Origin of the sequence: Natrialba aegyptia DSM 13077 (assembly GCF_000337535.1) — an archaeon.
Classification (GTDB): Archaea; Halobacteriota; Halobacteria; order Halobacteriales; family Natrialbaceae; genus Natrialba; species Natrialba aegyptia.
On record NZ_AOIP01000059.1, the window covers coordinates 16,828 to 36,919 of the forward strand.

General features: G+C 63.6%; 15 protein-coding genes. 12 read left to right on the plus strand and 3 right to left on the minus strand.

The window, feature by feature from the left end:
• The first annotated feature begins 43 nt into the window (after positions 1-43).
• From C480_RS20215 to C480_RS20225, 3 genes are all read left to right on the plus strand, one after another.
• The gene (locus C480_RS20215; RefSeq protein WP_006667517.1) at positions 44-1,597 is read left to right on the plus strand and encodes a class I adenylate-forming enzyme family protein; all 1,554 of its coding nucleotides are present in this window, start codon (positions 44-46) and stop codon (positions 1,595-1,597) included.
• 293 nt (positions 1,598-1,890) lie between these two features.
• On the plus strand, positions 1,891-3,279 hold the full coding sequence (locus tag C480_RS20220; RefSeq protein WP_006667518.1) for a CoA-binding protein: 1,389 nt from the start codon (positions 1,891-1,893) through the stop codon (positions 3,277-3,279).
• Positions 3,276-4,031, plus strand: coding sequence for an acetate--CoA ligase family protein (locus C480_RS20225; RefSeq protein WP_006667519.1), 756 nt, complete (start codon positions 3,276-3,278; stop codon positions 4,029-4,031). Before C480_RS20220 ends, C480_RS20225 begins: the two co-directional genes overlap by 4 nt.
• Before the next feature lie 73 nt (positions 4,032-4,104).
• Here the strand turns inward: C480_RS20225 and C480_RS20230 are convergent, their stop codons facing one another.
• On the minus strand, positions 4,105-4,980 hold the full coding sequence (locus tag C480_RS20230; RefSeq protein WP_006667520.1) for a fumarylacetoacetate hydrolase family protein: 876 nt from the start codon (positions 4,978-4,980) through the stop codon (positions 4,105-4,107).
• Between the two features lie 167 nt (positions 4,981-5,147).
• Here C480_RS20230 and C480_RS20235 point away from each other — a divergent pair, with 167 nt between their 5' ends.
• The 4 genes from C480_RS20235 to C480_RS20250 all read left to right on the plus strand — a co-directional run bounded on the left by C480_RS20235 (position 5,148) and on the right by C480_RS20250 (position 8,740).
• A complete protein-coding gene (locus C480_RS20235; protein ID WP_006667521.1) occupies positions 5,148-6,227 on the plus strand; it encodes a cupin domain-containing protein in 1,080 nt (359 codons plus the stop codon).
• A gap of 120 nt (positions 6,228-6,347) precedes the next feature.
• Positions 6,348-6,533 carry a hypothetical protein gene (locus C480_RS20240; RefSeq protein WP_006107339.1) on the plus strand — a complete coding sequence of 62 codons (186 nt, stop codon included), beginning with the start codon at positions 6,348-6,350 and terminating at the stop codon, positions 6,531-6,533.
• 227 nt (positions 6,534-6,760) lie between these two features.
• Positions 6,761-8,260, plus strand: coding sequence for an aldehyde dehydrogenase family protein (locus C480_RS20245; RefSeq protein ID WP_049904109.1), 1,500 nt, complete (start codon positions 6,761-6,763; stop codon positions 8,258-8,260).
• Between the two features lie 156 nt (positions 8,261-8,416).
• Entirely contained in the window at positions 8,417-8,740 is a 324-nt protein-coding gene (locus C480_RS20250) for a hypothetical protein (protein ID WP_006667523.1), read from the plus strand.
• A 96-nt stretch (positions 8,741-8,836) separates the two neighbouring features.
• On the opposite strand, the gene C480_RS20255 is transcribed toward C480_RS20250, so the two are convergent.
• Positions 8,837-10,066 (minus strand): FAD-dependent monooxygenase, encoded by a 1,230-nt coding sequence (locus C480_RS20255; RefSeq protein ID WP_006667524.1) that lies wholly within the window; start codon positions 10,064-10,066, stop codon positions 8,837-8,839.
• 587 nt (positions 10,067-10,653) lie between these two features.
• Between C480_RS20255 and C480_RS20260 the strand changes: the two genes are divergently transcribed.
• Positions 10,654-12,114: a YjiH family protein gene (locus C480_RS20260; RefSeq protein ID WP_006667525.1), complete on the plus strand. Its 1,461-nt coding sequence runs from the start codon at positions 10,654-10,656 to the stop codon at positions 12,112-12,114.
• An 87-nt stretch (positions 12,115-12,201) separates the two neighbouring features.
• Here C480_RS20260 and C480_RS20265 read toward each other — a convergent pair whose 3' ends face one another.
• Positions 12,202-12,597, minus strand: a complete 396-nt coding sequence (locus tag C480_RS20265) for a universal stress protein (RefSeq protein ID WP_006667526.1) — start codon at positions 12,595-12,597, stop codon at positions 12,202-12,204.
• 350 nt (positions 12,598-12,947) lie between these two features.
• On the opposite strand from C480_RS20265, the gene C480_RS20270 reads away from it, so the two are divergent.
• The 4 genes from C480_RS20270 (at position 12,948) to C480_RS20285 (ending at position 19,807) form a co-directional block, all read left to right on the plus strand.
• Positions 12,948-16,070 carry an FAD-binding and (Fe-S)-binding domain-containing protein gene (locus C480_RS20270; RefSeq protein ID WP_006667527.1) on the plus strand — a complete coding sequence of 1,041 codons (3,123 nt, stop codon included), beginning with the start codon at positions 12,948-12,950 and terminating at the stop codon, positions 16,068-16,070.
• Positions 16,071-16,230: 160 nt separating this feature from the next.
• A complete protein-coding gene (locus C480_RS20275) occupies positions 16,231-16,788 on the plus strand; it encodes a hypothetical protein (RefSeq protein WP_006667528.1) in 558 nt (185 codons plus the stop codon).
• Positions 16,789-16,915: 127 nt separating this feature from the next.
• A complete protein-coding gene (locus C480_RS20280; RefSeq protein ID WP_049904123.1) occupies positions 16,916-18,253 on the plus strand; it encodes a CoA-binding protein in 1,338 nt (445 codons plus the stop codon).
• A 159-nt stretch (positions 18,254-18,412) separates the two neighbouring features.
• Complete coding sequence (locus C480_RS20285) at positions 18,413-19,807, plus strand: SLC13 family permease (protein ID WP_006667530.1); 1,395 nt, start codon at positions 18,413-18,415, stop codon at positions 19,805-19,807.
• Positions 19,808-20,092: the final 285 nt, after the last annotated feature.

Below are 20,092 nucleotides of genomic sequence, written 5' to 3' on the forward strand. Positions count from 1 at the left end.
ATAATTATTAATACCCTCGGTATCCCCTCCCACACGTAAGCGGATGAATCAGAATCTTAGAGACGCGTTCGAGAGAACGGTCCGGTGTCACTCGTCGAAGACGGCGATTATCACCGAGGGTGGACGGTCGCAGACGTACGGGGAGTTGGACGACCGCACGACGCGGCTGGCGAACGCGTTGGCCGAGCGCGCTCCGGGTCGACGGCTCGCGACGCTTGCAGTCAACGGGCCGGCGGCGATCGAAGCGATGCTCGCGAGCCAGAAGCGGGGGGTCGGAAACGTCCAACTCCCGTTTCGGGAGAGCCCCGGCGCGCTGGCGTCGATGCTCGAGCCGACCGATGCGGGCGTTCTCCTCTTCGACGATGCGAACGCCGAGACGGCGCTTGCGGTACTCGACCGCGTCCCGTTCGAGCGGGCGATACACGCCGGCGAGAGATCGATCGAGCGCGACGGCGTTATCGACTACGACGTACTCCTCTCCGACGCCTCGACCGAGCCGGTCGAACCGCAGCCGGAGGGCGAACACGGCGTCTTCTACACGAGCGGGACGACGAGCACGCCGAAGGCCGTGTTGTTCGACCAGGAACAGCTGTGGTACGGCAGCACGCAAGTCGTCATGGAGATGGGGATCGAACAGACGGACACGGCGCTGGTGACGACGCCGTGGTATCATATGGTCACCTCCGACGCCTGGATCCTTCCGCACATCCAGGCCGGAGCGACGATGGTCGTCCAGTCCGATTTCGATCCGGACGAGGCGCTGACTCTCATCGAGGAACACGACGTGACGGGAATGCTCGCGGTTCCGACGCAGTTGCACGCGCTGGCGGACGCGCAGGCGGAGATGGAGTACGACATCGAGACGCTCTCGTACATCCGCACCGGCGGCTCGATCGTCACGGACGGGCTCATCGAGAAGGCCGCCGAATACCTGACCGACGGCGTGTACAACACCTACGGACTGACCGAAGGCGGGCCCAACCTGACGTTCGCACACCCCTCCGCCCAGGAGGACCACCCGGGAACGATCGGCACCGAGTCGTTCACGTGTGAACTCCGGGTCGTGGAAGCCGCCGAACCCGACGAAGATCCCGATCCGACCGCGACCGTCGACCCGGGCGAGACGGGCGAGATACTCATGCGGAATCCGGGAATGTGCGACGGGTACTTAGACCGTCCCGAGGAGACCGACCGCCTGTTGGTCGACGGTTGGCTCCGAACCGGCGACTGCGCGACGGTCGACGAGGACGGCTACCTGTACATCGTCGGCCGCGTCGATAATATGATCGTCAGCGGCGGCGAGAACGTTTATCCGGAAGACGTTGAAGGTATCGTCGAAACGCACGACTCGATCGACGAAGCCGTCGTCGTCGGCGTCGAAGACGAACGCTGGGGCCACCGCGTCGGTTGCGTCATCTACACCGAAAGCGCGGATGTCGACGTCGACGACCTCGATCAGTTCTGTAAGGACCACGACCAGCTCGCGAACTTCAAGCGCCCGCGCGAGTACGCGGTGGCGACCGAGCCGCTCCCCCGAACCGACACCGGAACCGTCGAACGCGAGACGGTCTCGACCGAGTTCTTCGGCGGCGAATGACGACGCCTGCATTCATCCCGACGGGACGGTATTTCCGGGCTCGAAACAGGGCGGAACCGGTGTACACCGAACTGCTGCCGCACGCGTACGATCTGCCCCCGCAGGACGACGGGGCGGCGCGGTAGCGCGCGTTCCTCTTCGATTCGGAAACGGCGACGCCCGTCGGTACGGGCTACCGGGGACGACCGACGCGCCCTTCGAGGCGGTCGATGCGGCGACGAGCGGCGCATCGTCATCATCCGAGACTACACGCGGGGAAAACGTTTTCACGCCGTTGAAACAACACGGTTGCTATGGCCGTACAAGACGTATTCGACCCCAGCGGAATTGCCGTCGTCGGGGCGTCCGACACGCCGGGAAAGATGGGGTACGAAGCCGTACAGAACGCGATCGAATTCGACGGGCCGGTCTACCCGGTCAACCCCTCCGCCTCGGGGTCGGTGTTCGGCCGGGAGTTCGTCGACTCGGTGGGAGCCATCGACGGTCCCGTCGATCTCGCGCTCGTCTGCGTTCCGGCACCGGTCGTGCCGAGCGTTATCGCGGAGTGCGGCGAGGCGGGAATCGGCGGGGCGGTCATCTTCGCCGGCGGGTTCGCCGAAGCGGGAGCGGACGGCGAGCAGTTGCAGGACGAACTCGTCGCGGCGGCGACCGAGGGCGAGAACGAAGTCGACCTCCTCGGACCGAACACGAGCGGCTTTCTGGTTCCCGACGAAAGCCTGTACGCGACGTTTGCGACGGGCATCGAGACGGTTCCGGCGGGGAACCTGGCGATCGTCGCACAGAGCGGCGGGCTGGCCTACTCGCTCGCGTTTCAGGCGGAAAATCGCGGCATCGGCGTCTCCGCGATGGTCGGCCTCGGCAACCGAGCGACCGTCGGCTTCGACGAGGCGATTGCGTACTTCGACGGCGACGACCGGACCGATGCGATAGTGCTACACGTCGAAGGGACGGACGACGCGCGCAGCCTCCTCGAAACCTGCCGGGCCGCGGAGACGCCGATCCTCGCCTACAACGTCGGCGAGCAAGACGTCGGCGACTTCGCCGAATCCCACACGGGAGCGCTGACCGGTCGATACGAACTCTACGAAGCCGGATTCGCCCAGTACGGCGTGCCGACCGTCCGGTCGACGGCCGAACTCCTCGACGGTGGACGCGTGCTCGCGACCTGTCCCCGACCCGACGGGCCGAACGTCGGCGTCGTGACCGCCCAGGCGGGACCGGGGATCGCCATCGCGGACCGACTGAAGGCCGCCGGTGCGACGCTGCCCTCGCTCGACCCGGAGACGCAAGCCGTCATCGAAGACATCCTCCCCGGCATCACCTTCTCCGCGAATCCGGTCGACACCGGGCGGCCGATGCCCGCCTTCGGCGACGTCGTCGCCGCCGTCGCACGCGACGACACCATCGACATCGTCCTCGTCTACGAACTGTACGAGGACGGCATCGGCTACCCGACCGAAACGCTCGAGGAACTCGTCAGCGCGGTCGACAAACCGATCGTCTTCGCCACCGGCGGCCCCGACGACACCCTGCGCGAGGAACTCCCCGAACTCGAGGCCCTCGGCGTACCGACCTACCGAACGCCGGAGGCCGGCGCGGACGCCGTCGCCGCGCTCGTCCGGGCCGCGAAACGAACCCGGGCCCCTGATGCCGTGAGCCCCGGCGCAGAGGTGAGTCGATGACCGACCCTCTCACACCCGTCGACGCGGCGTTGACGGATGGCCGGACCGCGCTGACCGAATCCGAAGCGAAAACAGTAATCGCCGATCGGGGGCTTGTAACCCCGACGGGTGAACTCGTGCACGCTCCCGATGCGGCCGTCGAAGCGGCCGAGCGACTCGGTTTCCCAGTCGTCGCGAAGGTTGCCGCGCCGTCGATCCAGCACAAGAGCGAGTGGGCCGGCGGCGTCGGCGTGAACGTGAACCTCGCCGACGCCGATGCCGTTCGAACGGCCACAACGCGAATCTTCGATGCCGCGGCCGACCGGAATCTCGACGAAGCAGTCCTCATCGAAGAAGGGATCGACATCGAGGCCGGCCTCGAAGTGATCGTCGGTGCCACGCGAGACCCGTCGTTCGGCCCGACCGTCCTCGTCGGTCTCGGCGGAATCGCCGTCGAAATCCTTCGGGACACGAGCCACAGAATCGCCCCGGTCTCGACGGCGACGGCACTCGAGATGACGCGTGAACTCGAGGCCTCGCCGCTGTTCGACGGCTACCGCGGATCTCCGGCAGTCGACCGGGAAGCGGTCGCCGAGGCGATCGTCGCCGTCGGCGATCTGGTGGCCGAACGCGAGGCGGTCCGCGAAGTCGAGATCAATCCGCTGCTCGCGAGACCGGACGGAGCGGTCGCCCTCGACGCGCTCGTCTCGCTCGACGGCGAACGCCACGACGACGGAGGCCGTCGCAGTAGGCGGAGACAAAACCGGTCGTGACTCCGTCGGCGTCGCGAAACGGCGAAACGAAAGAAACGGCTGATCGTACGCGTCGAGGGTCGAACGCTGTCAGCTACTCGTTTAACTGGCTCTTCTCCACGTCGACGTCCTCGAAGGACAGGTCGCGCTCGGTCACGTCGACGACCATCGATCCGACGCTCTCGATTTCGGCGTCGATCGTATCCCCACCGGTAATCGCGCTGACGCCTTCCGGCGTGCCGGTAGTGATGACATCGCCGGCTTCGATCGTCGCGCCGATCGAGGCGTACTCGACGATGTCAGCACAGCTGTAGATCATCTCGCCCGTGTTCTCCTGCTGGCGGGTCTCGCCGTTGAGCTGCAGTTCCATCTCGAGGTCGTGCGGATCGTCGATTTCGTCCGGCGTCGCGACGCAGGGGCCGATGATCGTGAAGGTGTCGTAGGACTTTCGGTTCGAGCGGTCCTGATCGCCCCGAACCGAGACGTCGAGCAGGATCGTGTATCCCAGAATGGCGTCCCAGACATCGTCGCTATCGATATCTTTGACGTCCTCACCCATGACGAACGCGAGTTCGATCTCGTGGTCGACGCGCCGGTCGCTGAACGGTACTTCGATGCCGTCTTCCGGGCCGGCGACGCTCGAGGGGGCCTTGAGGAAGTAGCCCTTATCCTCGATGGTGAACCACTCCTGGGTGACGATATCTTTGTCCGCGAGGGCCTCCTCGACGTGGTTCTCGTAGTTCAGCGGCGCGGCGATGACCTTTCCGGGGCGGCGAACGGGTGATTCGATACGTACCTCGCCGCGGTCGTAGTCCGCATCGGCGTCGCTGAACTCGCTCGCGTCGAGATTGCGGGTCGCGTACTCCCGGAGCGGGTCGTTCGTCTCGAGACCGAGGCGGTCGGTAACGTCTACGATGCCGTCGTCGGTCAACAGGCCGAGCCTGTCGTCGTTGAATCGGACAAGTCGCATAGTACATGCACTGCGATACGCCCACATAAATCATCCTTTCTCGTCTACTGACCCGTTCGGCGGCTCAGTGAGACACAGACCGGAGGCGAACAGCCGCGGTTGCAGCCATCGACGACGGCGACAGTGCCTCCAACACACTTATGGTATCGTTCATCAAACATGCGACTATGGCAGAACAAGAGCCAGAGGAACTCCTCGAGTTGAGTTCCGACACGCGGAGCACCCTCGAGCAACACAACCTCCGCCCGCTCTGGGAAGTAGAAGACGACATGGGGCATCTCCTCGACGACCTCGAAGCGGACATCTGGAAGTGGGAGGACATCGAGGCCGCTATCGACGGCATCGAGGCGGACGTGCCGATCGCCGACCTCCCGCCGGGCTTCCAGCGACGGGTTGCGGTGCCGATCAACGCCGAACACGCGATTTCGAACACGATCTACGTCGGCGTGCAGACGGTCTCGCCCGGCGAAACCGCACCCTCCCACCGCCACGCAGCAAGCGCCCTTCGGTTCACCATCGACGGCCACGAAGACATGAAGACGGTCGTCGCCGGCGAGGAGTTCCCCATGAAGGACAATGACCTCGTCACCACGCCACAGTGGGAGTGGCACGACCACATCAACGACTCCGACGAAACGGCCGCCTGGCTCGACGTGCTCGACCTGCCGCTGTTCCTGGATACGCTGAACAACACGCACGTCTTCGAGAATCACGAACTCGAACGACAGCCGGTGACGAAGTCGCAGGGATACTGGGCCTCCCAGTACGGGCGCGGCCGCCCCGCCGGCGAGCGAAAAGACGGCTCCATTCCCGGACCGTTCGAGGGTAATCAGGAGCCGACGCCGCCGTATCGCTTCGGGTGGGACGAGATGGAGGAGTCGCTCCGTCAACGCGCGGACAATGACGAACCGGACCCCTACGACGGCTACAGCCTCGCGTACGTCAATCCGGCCACGGGGGAGGAGCCGCTGTTCCCGACCATGTCCTTCCGGGCGCAGCTGCTAAACGACGGGCCGACGGACGCACACTTCCACAACGCGACGGAAGTCTACTTCGTCATAGAAGGTGAGGGCGCGACCCACGTCGACGGCGAGGCCCTCGAATGGGGACAGTGGGACATCTTTGTCGTGCCGCCGGACGCACCCCATCACCACGAACCGGACGACGAAGCGATCCTCCTCGGTATGACCGACCGACCGATTCTGGAGGCGATGAACTTCTACGCCGAAGCCGGTATCGATGGCTAATTCGATCCGGACTCGGAACTCGTCCGTGCAAGTCCCACTCCCCACCTCGCGCATGGGTCCGCAGTGGCTGGCGGCAAACGAGGCAGTACTCTTATAGATTGTCGCCCCTAGCGTTTCCGTATGGCCGAGTTCGAGAATCCGTACGTCGAGGAGGATCCGTTCGTCCAAGCGCACTTCGACTGTCTGGACTGCGGCGGAAAGCTCTGGGAATACGCGGTCCAGGGACAGATGGTCTGTGAGGAGTGTTACGGCGTCTTCCGGTCGGAGCAAGTGTTTGACGCCGCTGTCGAACGGACTGCAGACTGAGACCGACTCCAGACTCCAATTACGTGTCCGCGTGCGCCGGCGTTTCGAGTCGAGTTCACCGTCGCATTCGACCGGGTGCTCGAGTTCAGTGTCGGGTGCGTCGTCGCCCTGAGCGGCCGCCGCGACGGGGGTTCGAAATCGCGGGCGGCGGATAGAGCCGCCGTTGAGCCGGTAACACCGGTGTCCACTCTGCAAACATTGATCTGCTTGCCGCCGAATGGAATGGTATGGGGCAACAGATGGAGTCTCCGTATGGCATCGATGCGGACTGGAATCGTCTGTACATCGACGGAGAGTGGCGGGAAGCGGCGAGTGGGGCGACGATCGACGTGGCGGATCCGTCGACGCGAGAGACCGTCGCGACGGTTCCGGCCGGAACTGAGACCGACGTCGACGCGGCCTACGAAGCAGCCGCCGAGGCACAGGACGAGTGGGCACAAACGCCGCCGGCCCGACGGCAAGAAGTCGTCCAGGAGATGCTGGGGCTGCTCGATGAACACCGCGAGCAGATCATCGACCTGCTGGCCCACGAGGCCGGCGGGACGCGGGGAATGGGCGAAACCTCTCTCCAGCTAGCATCGGATCAAGCCGCAGAAGCGGCGACGCTGCCCCGCCGAATGAAAGGCGAGCACGCCGCGTCGAACGTTCCCGGCAAAGAGAACATCGTTCAGCGCGTTCCCAAGGGCGTCGTCACGGTGATTTCGCCGTGGAACTTCCCGCTGAATCTCTCGATGCGCGCCGTCGCGCCGGCGATCGCCGCGGGCAACGCGGTCGTCCTCAAACCCGCGACGAACACGCCGATCGTCGGCGGCCTCCTGTTCGCACGCCTGTTCGAAGCCGCCGGACTGCCCGAAGGCGTGTTAAACGTCGTCACCGGCCGCGGCTCCGAGATCGGCGATCGCGTCGCGAGCCACCCCGAGAGCGACGTCGTCGCCTTCACCGGTTCCACCGCGGTCGGTCGCCGCGTCGCCGCGGCCGCCGGCGAGAACCTCGCGGTCCCTGCGATGGAACTCGGCGGCAACAACGCCCACGTCGTCACCGACGAGGCCGATATCGACGCAGCCGTCGACGCCGCCGCGTTCGGAAGCTTCGTCCACCAGGGGCAGGTGTGTATCTCCATCAATCGCCACCTCGTCCACGAGGACGTTTACGACGAGTACGTCGCGAAACTGACCGACCGCGCCGAGCGTCTACCGGTCGGCAGCGCGCACGAGGAGACGGTCGTCGGCCCGATCATCGACGAATCCCAGCGCGACGAAATGCTCGAGTACGTCGATCGGACGATCGACGCCGGCGCAACCCTCGAAACCGGCGGCGAAACGGTCGAACTGGAGGGCGTCGACGACTCGCTGGTCGTCGCGCCGACCGTGCTCTCGGGCGTGACGAACGACATGCCGGCCGCCTGCAACGAGCACTTCGGTCCCATCGCGCCGGTCATCCCGTTCTCGACCGTCGACGAAGCAGTTGAACTCGCAAACGCCACGGCGTACGGCCTGTCGGGTTCGGTTCACGCCGGCGACGTCGGCGCGGGCAAACGCATCGCCGAACGGTTAGAGACCGGCATGGTCCACGTCAACGACCAACCGATCAACGACGAGGCGCACGTTCCGTTCGGCGGCACCGGTGCCTCTGGCGTCGGCGGCTATAACAGCGAGGCGTTCCTGGACGAGATCACCGAGCAAAAGTGGATCTCGCTCCAGCACGAACCCCGCGAGTTCCCGTTCTGATCGGCGAGCACAAGACAGAGCGGACGACGAAAAACGGGCGGTCGGCGAGCCCGCTTTCTCACGGGGCAGCGGACCGGCACACGAGGCGGTACCCGAACCGGACCGACGCGGACGACAATGGAATGGATTTACAATACCCGACCGCCAAGTGAGCCCATGGCACTCGAAAGCGACGTGAGAGCAGCCGCCGAACAACGTGACGACCTTCCGACCGCCGCAGACGTACACGACCCCGATACCGAGATTCCACTCACCGACCTGTTCGATGCAGAGTTCGTCCAGGCCCACACCGAGTTCAGTTCGTTCGACGACCTGGTTGCGGCGAGTCCCAGTCCCGCCGACGCCGCGGCTGAACTCGAGACCGTTCCGGAGGGCGAGTGGGACGAGTTCGTCGCGGAGACGACCGACTTCGCAGACGAGAAGGCGTTGGTGCTGGCTGCGCGCGATCACTGGGTCGGCAAGCAACTCGAACTCGTCTGAGTTGGTGCAGGTATCGGCGTCTCTGAAGTGATGGTGACGAGTTTGTGAAAACGTGTAACGGTCCTCGTATTCGGTGAACCGATGACGACTCGGGAGTCAGTAGTTCCCGGTCGACACGATCGGCGGCGTTCCGTGCGGACCGTAGGGAGCGTCGTCGAGCCACTCGCCCGCAGTCTCGAACTGATCCGCAAGCGAGGCCGCTGCCTCCTTCTGTAACACCGTCACCGGATCCTCGCCCTGGAGGTATTCGAGCGCCTGTCCCGCCGCGTCGAGATTGAACTCGGCGGCTTTCTCGCGCCGGGCCGCGTACAGTTCGACCTCGTCGCGGACGACCGCGTCGGTCTTCGCATCGATAGCGGCCGCAATCGCCGAAGCTGCCTCGTCCGCGTCGGCGATGCCCGAGTTCATCCCGCGAGCGCCGAAGGGCGCGAGCAGGTGCGCCGCTTCACCGGCGAGCAGCACCCGGCGGTCGTCGTCGATGAAGGTGTCCGCCATCACCTGGAGGAAGTAGTAACTCGAGACCCACTGCAGGTTGTCCTCGTAGCGCTCGCCCATGATGTCGCGGATGAACTCGCGCATCCGCTCTTCGCTGCTGAGTTCCTCGGGGTCGTCGCCCTCGATGCACTGAATGTCGAGTCGCCAGCCGCCGGTGAAGGGGACGAGCAACACGTTGCGGCCGTCGGCCGCGGGCGCGTCGTAGTGGAATACCCGCTCGAGTTCGCGCTGTTCGTCTTCGATCTCCTCGATGTCGGCGATGAGGAAGGCGTTCTCGGACTGGTCGCCCTCGAAGTTCGCGCCGATCTCCTTGCGAACGGTCGAGCCGCCGCCGTCCGCGCCGATCAGGAACTCGCCGCGCCATTCGCGGCCGTCGGCCGTCTCGACGCGGACGCCGTCGGGTGAGGACTCGACGATATCGACCTCGGCATCCCAGTGGATGTCGATGCCGGCCTCGGCAAGCGCGTCGTGCATGTAGTCCTCGGTGACGACCTGCGGGACGCTGGTAAAGTGTGGAATGTCACCCGAGCCGCCGGGGGAGTCGTACGTTCGGCTGAACACTTCCGCGCCCCGGAAGAGCGTGCGTCGCGTCGGCCAGACGAGGCCCTCGTCGACGAGGTCGGTGCCGAGTCCCGGATGAACTCGTTCGAGCGTCCGGAGCGTGGATCCGTGGACGTAGATGGCGCGACTGCCGGAACGATCCCGGTCTGCAGATTCGGCTTCGAGAATCGTTGCGTCGATTCCTCGCGCGTGTAAGGCGAGTGCTGCGCTCATTCCGACCGGTCCAGCGCCGGCTATCAGTACGGGAGATGCCGTCGTATCACCGCTCATACTACGAGTGGTTAGGGCAAACCGTGATAATTGTTGTGGTCGCTCACTGCGTCCGAGTAAGGGTGGGGACACCCTGCCGACGAGATCTGAAGCACGCACGCGGCCGTAGTATGTACGGTATCCAGCGATCCAGCGCGAGCCACCCGGAAGGAGAGACCAGTGGCGGCGTTCTATGGGCGGAACGGGCCGAGTCCGGCGGGACTGGCCCGAGCGAGTTACACGCTGTGCGTTACAGCGGTATGTGCGTAAAACCTGACCGTTTGTCCGATGGTAACTGCTCTCGGATGATATCCACGCACATACGACGCGTGTATTACAAAAATTCAAAATAAGTCCATCTAGATTCCGATTTCACAGATTCAATCCGCATTAGCGAGAATTGTAATCCGTGGTCCGACGGAGACGCGTTCACCGTTCCTCACGATCGAGAACACGTACACCGGTCGTCTGTGCGATCAGGTCGACGTCGGTTCTCGGCTCGGCGTGAGAAGACAATGTGTGACGAAACGACAGTATTGGTGTAAGTTGGTCAGTAACAATCACGCATGATCGATGACTTTATTGTTAATGAAAAATACCCTCGGACCATGTTCGGGAGGACCGCGTGGGAGAGTGACGAGCACACGCCTGGAGAGAACGCCGAGCCGGAGGACAAAACGATCGACAATGTGACGCTGATCGAGAAGCGTCCCCAACCGTTACTACGGTTCGTTCTCGCCTTCGGGATCGGATCGTTCTTCTTTCTGTTTCCGATCGAATGGGAAGGACAGACGACGATCCCGCTCGATGTCGTCGTCGGTCTCATTCAGGAATCGTACCCGTTTCTCGTGGAGGTGTTTACGTTCGGCTTGATTCTCGGTGGCGGCCTCTTGACGACCGTCTCGATGCTTCACTATCAGGGGCTCGTGACGGTCGACCAGCAACTCGTCGACCGGTTGGAACTCGACTACTGGCAGACCTCGACGCTATTCTGGGCGCTTCGCCTGCTCGGGGTCGTCGTCGCCGCGCCGATCCTGCTCGAAACCGGTCCGGAATGGCTTCTCAGCGACGATACGTCGGGCGTCGTCTGGGGCGGCCTCCTGTTGACGATCGCGCTCGTAATTCCGATCGGGGCGATGTTCGTCAACCTGCTCGCCGAACTCGGCGGCCTCCAGTTCGTCGGCACGCTGTCTCAGCCGGTGATGCGGCCCCTGTTCAACCTCCCCGGCCGCGCGGCCCTGGACAGCGCGGCGTCCTGGCTCGGGTCGTTCAGTATCGGCTACTACCTCACGCGAAACGTCTTCGACCGCGGCGGCTACAACAAACGCGAGGTCTTTGCGATCTGCACCTGCTTCGCGACGGGGAACCTGGGAACGGTCGGCGCGATCGCGGCCGTGCTCGACATCCTGCACATCTTCCCGATCGTCGTCTTCCTCTACCTGATTAGCGTCATCGCAACGGCGGTCATCCTCGTTCGCGTGCCGCCGCTGTCGACCGTTCCAAACGAGTACGTCGCGACCCCAGATCCCGAACCGGAGTTCCGCGGCTCGGTCGGCGATTACATCCGGTTCGCGTTCAACGAGGCGGTCAGAACCGCCGAACAGGGAGCCTCGATTCCGCGGTCCGCGGTTGAAGGGCTCATCGACGGGATGAAACTGACGGCGATGATGCTCGGAACGATCCTCTCGATCGGGATCACCGTCGTGACGCTCAACGAGTACACGTCCGTCTTCGAAGTGATCTCGCAGCCGCTGGTCCCCGTCCTGGCGGCCCTGAGTATTCCGGACCCGCAGATAGCCGCCTCGGCGATCATCATCGGCGGCGCGGAGATGTTCATCGCGGCGACGCTCGTCGTCGGCACCGACGTGATCACGAAAGCGTTCGTCGTGATCGTCGTGAGTTCGCAGGCGATCTTCTTCGCCGCGTCGGCCCCGATGATGGTTGACATGTTCGACGACATTCCGATCCGGTTCCGGGACCTCTTCGTACTGTTCGTCATGCGAACGGTCCTCCTCGTTCCGATCACCGCAGCCCTGGTTCACGCTGCGGCGTTCGTCGGCCTCCTGTGATGACGAACACGACACGGCAACCGGCGTTCGAGGACGCGTAGTGCAAGCCGAACCCACGCGAGTTCAGAATCCGGCGATCGGACCCGCTTACTCGCCGGCGGTGGAGAACAGGACCGGGCGCTCCGATCGAAGCATCACCTGCTGTGCGACGCTGCCGAACAGCGCTTTTCCGGTCGGGGATCGGTTTCTGCCGCCGATACTGAGCAGGTCGGCATCGACGGCCGCAGCCGTTTCGAGGATGTTCCGTACGGCATCCCCGCTCGACTGGCGCACCTCGACCTCGAAGCCCGCCGCCTCGAGTTCAGCGGTGGCGTACTGGACCGCCTTGAGATTCGCGGCATCGGCTTCGTCGTCGTCGGTCCGGAAGACGTGATAGACGAGTACCCGCACGCGATCCTGCTCGAGCGGCAGGCTCGTAATCGAGTCGACCTGTTCGGTGATTCGTTCGCCGTCCGTATCGGCACAGAGGAGTATCGTTTGCATAGGTCGGGTGAGACTGGAACGGAGACCGTGAGTCGAGTGACTGCGCTCGGCTGCACTCGGCCGGCGTGCCGACGCAGGGCACTGACCACTGGTCGTATCGATAGCAGTTAGCACGCCTCAGGCATATAGCTGTTTGTTTCGCGCACCGTCATGTCGATCGAACCGAACTGAGAGGTGGGGTGAAACGAGAGATTCCCGACCGTTCAGCCCCACTGCGGGAGAGACTCGACCGATTCGAGAGCGGTAGTCGCCGAGACAGCGTGCCGGGGAACGAGTGACTCGGTCGGCGCGCTGTCGAACGCTTTATCGTTGTGAAACGTGTGATGGCCTATCGAAGTGATCAGTTGAGGATGACTGCGAGTTCAAATACTGTATTCGATGCGGGAGGCGATGCCAGCGACGAAATACCCGATCAACGGGCCGCCGACGAGTTCGTCGCGGGCGAGGTGGATCGACCCGCGCTCGTCGCCGATCTTCGCGGGCGACTCGAGGGCGACGTTCGGTTCGACTCCTACACGCGCCAGTTGTACGCGACCGACGCGAGCGCCTACGAGATGACGCCGATCGGCGTCGTCTTCCCGGTGTCGACCGACGACGTCGCCGAAACCGTCGCCTATTGCGCACGGCGAGAGATTCCCGTCTTGCCGCGGGGCGGCGGGACGAGTCTCGCGGGACAGGCGGTCAACGAAGCCGTCGTGCTCGATTTCACCCGCTACATGGACGGCGTCGAAGCGATCGATCCCGACGCGCGTCGAGCGCGCGTCCAGGCGGGAACCGTCCTCGGCGAACTCAACGACGAACTCGCGCCGCACGGCCTGAAGTTCGCCCCCGACCCGGCCGCCGGGGACCGCAGCGTCATCGGCGGTGCGATCGGCAACAACTCGACGGGAGCACACTCGCTGGTCTACGGCAAGACCGACGCCTACGTCGAAGAATGCGAGGTCGTGCTGGCCGACGGGACGGTCGCGACGCTCGGCGAGACGGCCGTCGACGAGATTCGTTTGGCGGCCGATTCCGAGGGAACCATCCTCGAGCAGGTGTACGCTGAACTCGTCCGGATCATCGACGAGGAAAGCGACGAGGTACGAGAACGGTTTCCCGACCTGAAGCGCAACGTCTCGGGGTACAACCTGGACGTGCTCGTCGAGGAGGCCGAGAGCGGAACGGTCAACCTCGCGCGGCTACTGGCGGGCAGCGAGGGGACCCTCGCCGTCGTCACCGAGGCCGAGGTGTCGCTCGAACCCGTCCCCGAGACGAAGGCCGTCTCGCTGCTGTTCTACGAGAGCGTCCTCGACGCCGTGACCGACGTGCAGCACGTCCTCGAACACGAGCCGGCCGCGGTCGAACTCATCGACGACGTGCTCCTCGGGCTGGCCCGCGAGACGACCGAGTTCGAGGAGGCGGCGTCGCTCGTTCCGGCCGACGCCGAGGCGGGACTGCTGATCGAGTTCTACGCCGCGGACGACGAGCACGGGCGCGAGCGGACGGCCGGGCTCCTCGCGGACAGGGTTCCGGGGACGGATACCGAGGCGGAACCACCCGCCGAACGCCCGGAAATCGACCAAACGCTCGCGTTCGCCGGACTGGAAGCACACGACGAGGACGAGCGGGACATGTTCTGGACGCTTCGGAAGTCCGGCCTGCCGATCCTCCTCTCGCGGACCTCCGACGAAAAGCACATCAGCTTCATCGAAGACTGTGCGATTCCGCCGGCGCACCTCCCGGAGTTCGTCGAGCGCTTCCAGGCGCTGCTCACCGAGAAAGACCGCGACGACGACGCCGCGTTCTACGCCCACGCCGGCCCCGGCGTCCTCCACGTCCGCCCGCTGGTCAACACGAAGGCCGCGACGGACCGCGAGGACATGGAAGCCATCGCGGACGAAGTGACGGATATGGTCGTCGAGTTCGGTGGCAGCGTCTCGGGCGAACACGGCGACGGCCACGCACGCACCCAGTGGAACCGCAAGCTCTACGGCGACGACCTCTGGCAGGCGTTCCGCGACCTGAAGACCGCGTTCGACCCCGACTGGCTGCTCAACCCGGGCAACGTCTGTGGCGACCACGACATGACCGAGCACCTCCGGTACGACGACGACTACGAGTACGACGCCGGGTTCGAACCGTCGATGAACTGGGAGAACGAGAACGGCATGCAGGGCATGGTCGAACTCTGTCACGGCTGCGGCGGCTGTCGGGGCTCCCAGGAGACCACCGGCGGCGTCATGTGTCCGACCTACCGGGCCGCAGACGAGGAGATCACCGCCACACGAGGGCGGGCGAACCTCCTTCGGCAGGCGATGAGCGGCGACCTGCCCGACGATCCGACCGACGACGAGTTCGCCGAGGAGGTGCTCGATCTCTGTATCGGCTGCAAGGGTTGCAAGCGAGACTGCCCGAGCGGTGTCGACGTCGCGAAGCTCAAAACCGAGGTCATGCACGAGCGCCACCGGGAACACGGGGCGAGCCTTCGCGACCGACTCTTCGCGAACTTCGATACGCTCGCGGCCGTCGGCAGCGCGATGGCACCGGTTTCGAACCTGCTGAACTCGTTTCCGGGGTCTGGCGCGATCGCAGAGAAGACAATCGGAATCGCGAGCGATCGGTCGCTTCCCGCGTTCAGCCGCGAGACGCTACAGGATTGGTTCGAGAAGCGAGGCGGCGCGGCCGCCTCGAAGAAGCGGGCGGAGCGAGCCTCTCGGGCGGACGCGGCGGGTGCCGAACGAAAAGCCGTTCTCTTCGCGGATACGTACACGAACTACAGCCACCCGGAAGTCGGCAAGGCCGCGGTGCGCGTTCTCGAGGCCGCCGGCGTCCGCGTCGACGTGGCCGACCGGACCGACAGCGGCCGTCCGGCGCTGTCGAAGGGATTCGTCGACAACGCGCGCGACGCGATGGAGACGAACATCGCGGAACTGGAGCCGCGCATTCGTGACGGCTGGGACGTCGTCCTCGCGGAACCCTCCGACGCCGTGATGTTCCAATCCGACAGCCTCGATCTCTGCTCGGGCCGCGCGGTCGAATCGCTCGCGGCGAACTCCTACGGCGTCTGCGAGTACGTCGACACGTTCCGACTCGACGAGAACGTCGAGTGGGAGCCCCCCGCCGAGTCGCTCGCGTACCACGGGCACTGCCACCAGAAGGCCGAAAAGAAGGATCACCACGCCGTCGGCGTCCTTCGGCGGGCGGGGTACGCGGTCGATCCGCTCGACTCGGGCTGCTGTGGTATGGCCGGCACGTTCGGCTACGAGGCGGAACACTACTCACTGAGCCGCTCGATCGGCGACATCCTCTTCGAGCAGATCGAAGACAGCGGTGCCGATGTCGTCACTGCCCCGGGAACGTCCTGCCGAACGCAACTCGGCGACGGGCGAATCGAACCGGTCCCGGCCGACAGCTCGTTCGCCGGCAGCGCGCTGGACCGCACGGAACCCCCGACGCCGGTTGAACTCCTCGCGCACGCTGTGGCGCGATAGGAGGGCGGGGCGGCGGCTACTCGAGACCCGTTCTGATCCATCCGTCGGTCGCCGTCTGGCGGCCATCAATCATCGTCGTTGGGTCCCAGATCTCGATCGACCCGACCGGATCTCTCGAGTAGGTAGACTTTTTATGATAACACGCACAGGAGAAATCACGATGACGACAACCGATTCGCTCGACGTCTCCCCGCGCGATATCGTCATTCTCAAAGCGCGAGTCGATTACCCGACGGCGTCGACGCGGGAACTCAGCCGGATCCTCGAGTCGGAGTACGGAATCACGCTCTCCCACAACCGGGTTAACGAAATCCTTCATACGATGTCCGAGGAGGAGATCTTCCGGGAAGCAATCTTGCCGAACCGGGAGATTTTCCGGCACTATCTGTTCCGCATCGCGTTCGACTTTCCGAACTTCGACGATAACTGGCGGTCGTGCTACGATGCGCTCGTCAACGACCCGCACATTCTAATGTTCTTCACTGCGGACAGCAACTACCACTGGCACGCGATCGCGCAGTTTCGAACCAACGAGGAGATGGAACGGTGGGTACACGAGTTCTTCAAAACGCACGGGGACTTGCTCTCGGAGTTTCACAACACGATGCTTCACAGCGTCCACAAGTTCCAGACGGAAGCGGCGATCTTCGACGACATTCTCGCGGAGACGGCGGAGGGACGACAGTATCTCGATTACGAAGAATGGGAGGAAGGGTGAGAAGAGGGCGAGTGAGAGAGGAGAGTGAGAGAGGAGAGTGAGAAGAGGGGGTTGTATCGGGCGAACCGCGTTAGATGGTACCACAAAATCCCCGCCATTTATGGTCCAATACTCGCTGCAGTTCAGTATGAGCCTACCCGCTCTCTTCGATCCGGATGGCGTCGCCGTTATCGGTGCGTCGGCGACGCCGGGAAAGCTCGGGAACGATGCGATGTCTAACGTCGAAGCCTCCGACACCGAGATCTATCCCGTAAATCCCTCGAGTTCGGGGACCGTCTTCGGCTACGAGTTCGTCGACTCGGTGCGGGAGACCGACGCGGAACTGGCGTTGTGTTGTGTCCCTCGGCACCTGCAACCGGACGTGATCGAGGAGTGCGGTGAGGCGGGCGTCGAGGCGGCCGTGATCTTCGCCGGCGGATTCGCCGAGATGGGTGGCGACGGTGCGGAGCTGCAAAACACGATTGCGGAGACCGCGGCGGCGTACGACATGACAGTTCTCGGGCCGAACACGGCCGGATACGCGATCCCCCACAAGGATCTGTACGGGTCGTTCGTTCCTCGAATCCGCGACGTGGAGACCGGAAACATCGGACTCGTTACCCAGAGTGCCGGCGTCGGGATCACCATGTCGTTTCAACTGACTCGTGAGGGATACGGTATCTCGGCGATGTTCGGCCTCGGAAACCGGATGAACACGGGCTTTGCCGACGTGATTCCGGCGCTCGACGACGATCCGCGGACCGACGCAATCGTCATGCACGTCGAGGGGACAGAGGACGTCGACGCACTCCTGCAGGCCTGCCAAACCGCCGAGACGCCGATCGCCGCGTTCAAAGTCGGCGAACACGACATCGCCGATCTCGCGCGAGCGCACACCGCCGCGCCGGCGCAGGACAATGCCATCTACGAGGCCGGCTTCGACCAGCCCGGATTGGTGACCGTTTCGTCGACGACCGAACTGCTCGATGCCGGCAGAGCCCTGGCCGACTCGCCGACGCCCGACGGCCCGAACGTCGGTCTCGTCACGGCCCAGGCCGGACCAGGAATCATCATGACTGACTACCTCAAAGGCACCGCGGCGACGTTTCCGGACCTGACCGACGAGACCCGCGAGCGACTCGACGACATCCTTCCGGGCATCACGTACACGGAAAACCCGGTCGACACGGGCCGACCGATGCCCGAGTTCGGTGCCGTCATCGACGCCGTTGCACGCGACGACAACGTCGACATCGTGCTGGTCTATGAAATCTACGAGGACTCGCTCGGCTATCCCGTCGCTGAACTCGAGACGCTCTCCGCCGAGGTCGACAAACCGATCTGCTTTACGGTCGCCGGCCCCGACCACGCACTCGACGACGAGCGCCGACAGATGGAGGCAGCCGGAATTCCGACGTTCGACACGCCTGAGCGCGGGGCACAAGCCGTCGGCGCACTGCTCAACTCGATTTCGGAGGCCGAATGACGCGTGGTGGACATCGTAGCTGTCGAGTAGTTCGGCCGTACCGGCGAACGGTCGGCCGCAGCGGTAATCGTCAGCGAGTAATCCCGGTTCGAAGCCCCGGTTCAGAGTGAGGTTCCAAAACCGCGACGGTTTTACCGTTCTACTATCGAATAGGAACCAATGGATCGGTCAGACGCGATCGAAATCCTCCGCAGACCGAGGGTAGCGTTCCCCATCGCTGCTGGTATCGGTCTTGCGGTCTGGTTCTCTATGGCTTCGACCGCGATGGCGACGATGCTCTCGATTACGCTGTTCTGTATCGTTCTCTGGGTTCTCACGCCGATTCCGCCGTCGTACACGGGCCTGATCGCACTCGGTCTCATCGCCGTGACGTTCTCGACGGATCTGGCGCTCGTTGGCTTCCAGAAACCCGCAACCTGGCTTATCGGATTCGGGCTGTTGATGGGGGAAGCCACCCGCCAGAGCGGGCTCGCCACGAGAGTCGGACGATGGGTCGCGACCAGAAGTGTCGGCAACCCGACCGAGGTCGGCTCGCGTCGCACCTATCGACGATTGCTGCTCGCACTCTCGCTCGGCGCACACGCGCTCGCCTTCCTCGTTCCGTCAGCCCTCGTCCGCATTCTCGCACTCGCCCCGATCCTTCGAGAACTTGGTTCACTGTTCGATTCCCGAGAGGCGCGCGTCGGGCTCTACATCGGGCCGCTGTTTGCCACGTTCTACGGCTCAGCCGGGATTCTAACTGCTGACCTCCCGAACATCATTATCTCGGGCTTCAGCCAGTCGATCGCCGACCACACGATTTCGTGGTCGGAGTGGTGGCTCCACATGTATCCGATCCTGGGATTCGTGCGCGTCCTGCTGGTTATCGGTATCGTCTATCTCCTCTTTCGACCGCCAGCAGGTTCGAACGTCGCCCTCCCTGACGACGAGACCGGTTCCGATGGAAGAGACGAACGACGGATGCTCGTTTTCTTGCTCGTCGGAGCGGGAATCTGGGCGACGGACTTCGTGCACGGATTTCATCCGGTAATCGGCGCTATCGTCGTCGTCATTCTGGCGTTTCTTCCGCGGATCGGAATCGCCGAGTTCGAGACGATCGGCAGAAAGGTGGATTTCTCGATCCTGTTCTTTATCGCCGCGGTGTTTGCGATCGGCGACGGACTCACGCAGACGGGCTTTACCGACGAAGCGTCGACGTATCTCCTCGCGCTCATTCCGACGGATGCACCGCTCGTGGTGATTCTCATGTCGGTTTTCTTTATTACGTTCGTGCTCACGTTTCTGATGGAAGGGTTAGCGGTCGCGAGCGTCCTCACGCCGATTCTGATTCCGTACATCGAGGCCGCAGGACTCCCAGTCACACCGGTGTTACTTGCAGAAGTGACCGCACTGAGTTCGTACTTCTTCCCGTATCAATCGGCGGTGCTCATCGTTATTCTGAACGAGGGCGATATCGAAACTCGGGAACTGATCATCGCAACGGTCGCCTGTTCAGCCGCAACGATAGCGCTCTTACTCCCGATCCAGTTCGGACTATTTGATATCCTCTATTAATGTAGCTGCAGAATAGAGGATCGATTCCACAACGAAAAGATGGTCAGAATTACAGATAGTGATCGTGATCACGAGTTCAGTAGTTCGACAGCAAAGCGGTTACAAAAGGACGGTTCCGGCTCTCCAGGGAAATGGTGAGAAGCGTACTAAACGGGGCCTGAACGCAGATAACGAGGACAATACGAGAGCAACGAAAAGCCGTATCGATAGTCTCGAAACGAACAGCAAGGACTGATCGTCACAGTTCGAACGACCATCGGATGAGCGGAGAGAAAAGGAGACATA

What these genes read in the sequence shown, in the direction of transcription:
- C480_RS20250 (WP_006667523.1), top strand. Translation starts at nt 8,417, where the DNA reads ATGGCACTCGAAAGCGACGTGAGAGCAGCCGCCGAACAACGTGACGAC.
- C480_RS20240 (WP_006107339.1), top strand. Translation starts at nt 6,348, where the DNA reads ATGGCCGAGTTCGAGAATCCGTACGTCGAGGAGGATCCGTTCGTCCAA.
- C480_RS20225 (WP_006667519.1), top strand. Translation starts at nt 3,276, where the DNA reads ATGACCGACCCTCTCACACCCGTCGACGCGGCGTTGACGGATGGCCGG.
- C480_RS20220 (WP_006667518.1), top strand. Translation starts at nt 1,891, where the DNA reads ATGGCCGTACAAGACGTATTCGACCCCAGCGGAATTGCCGTCGTCGGG.
- C480_RS20235 (WP_006667521.1), top strand. Translation starts at nt 5,148, where the DNA reads ATGGCAGAACAAGAGCCAGAGGAACTCCTCGAGTTGAGTTCCGACACG.
- C480_RS20275 (WP_006667528.1), top strand. Translation starts at nt 16,231, where the DNA reads ATGACGACAACCGATTCGCTCGACGTCTCCCCGCGCGATATCGTCATT.
- C480_RS20260 (WP_006667525.1), top strand. Translation starts at nt 10,654, where the DNA reads ATGTTCGGGAGGACCGCGTGGGAGAGTGACGAGCACACGCCTGGAGAG.
- C480_RS20280 (WP_049904123.1), top strand. Translation starts at nt 16,916, where the DNA reads ATGAGCCTACCCGCTCTCTTCGATCCGGATGGCGTCGCCGTTATCGGT.
- C480_RS20215 (WP_006667517.1), top strand. Translation starts at nt 44, where the DNA reads ATGAATCAGAATCTTAGAGACGCGTTCGAGAGAACGGTCCGGTGTCAC.
- C480_RS20285 (WP_006667530.1), top strand. Translation starts at nt 18,413, where the DNA reads ATGGATCGGTCAGACGCGATCGAAATCCTCCGCAGACCGAGGGTAGCG.
- C480_RS20245 (WP_049904109.1), top strand. Translation starts at nt 6,761, where the DNA reads ATGGGGCAACAGATGGAGTCTCCGTATGGCATCGATGCGGACTGGAAT.
- C480_RS20255 (WP_006667524.1), bottom strand. Translation starts at nt 10,066, where the DNA reads ATGAGCGGTGATACGACGGCATCTCCCGTACTGATAGCCGGCGCTGGA.
- C480_RS20265 (WP_006667526.1), bottom strand. Translation starts at nt 12,597, where the DNA reads ATGCAAACGATACTCCTCTGTGCCGATACGGACGGCGAACGAATCACC.
- C480_RS20270 (WP_006667527.1), top strand. Translation starts at nt 12,948, where the DNA reads ATGACTGCGAGTTCAAATACTGTATTCGATGCGGGAGGCGATGCCAGC.
- C480_RS20230 (WP_006667520.1), bottom strand. Translation starts at nt 4,980, where the DNA reads ATGCGACTTGTCCGATTCAACGACGACAGGCTCGGCCTGTTGACCGAC.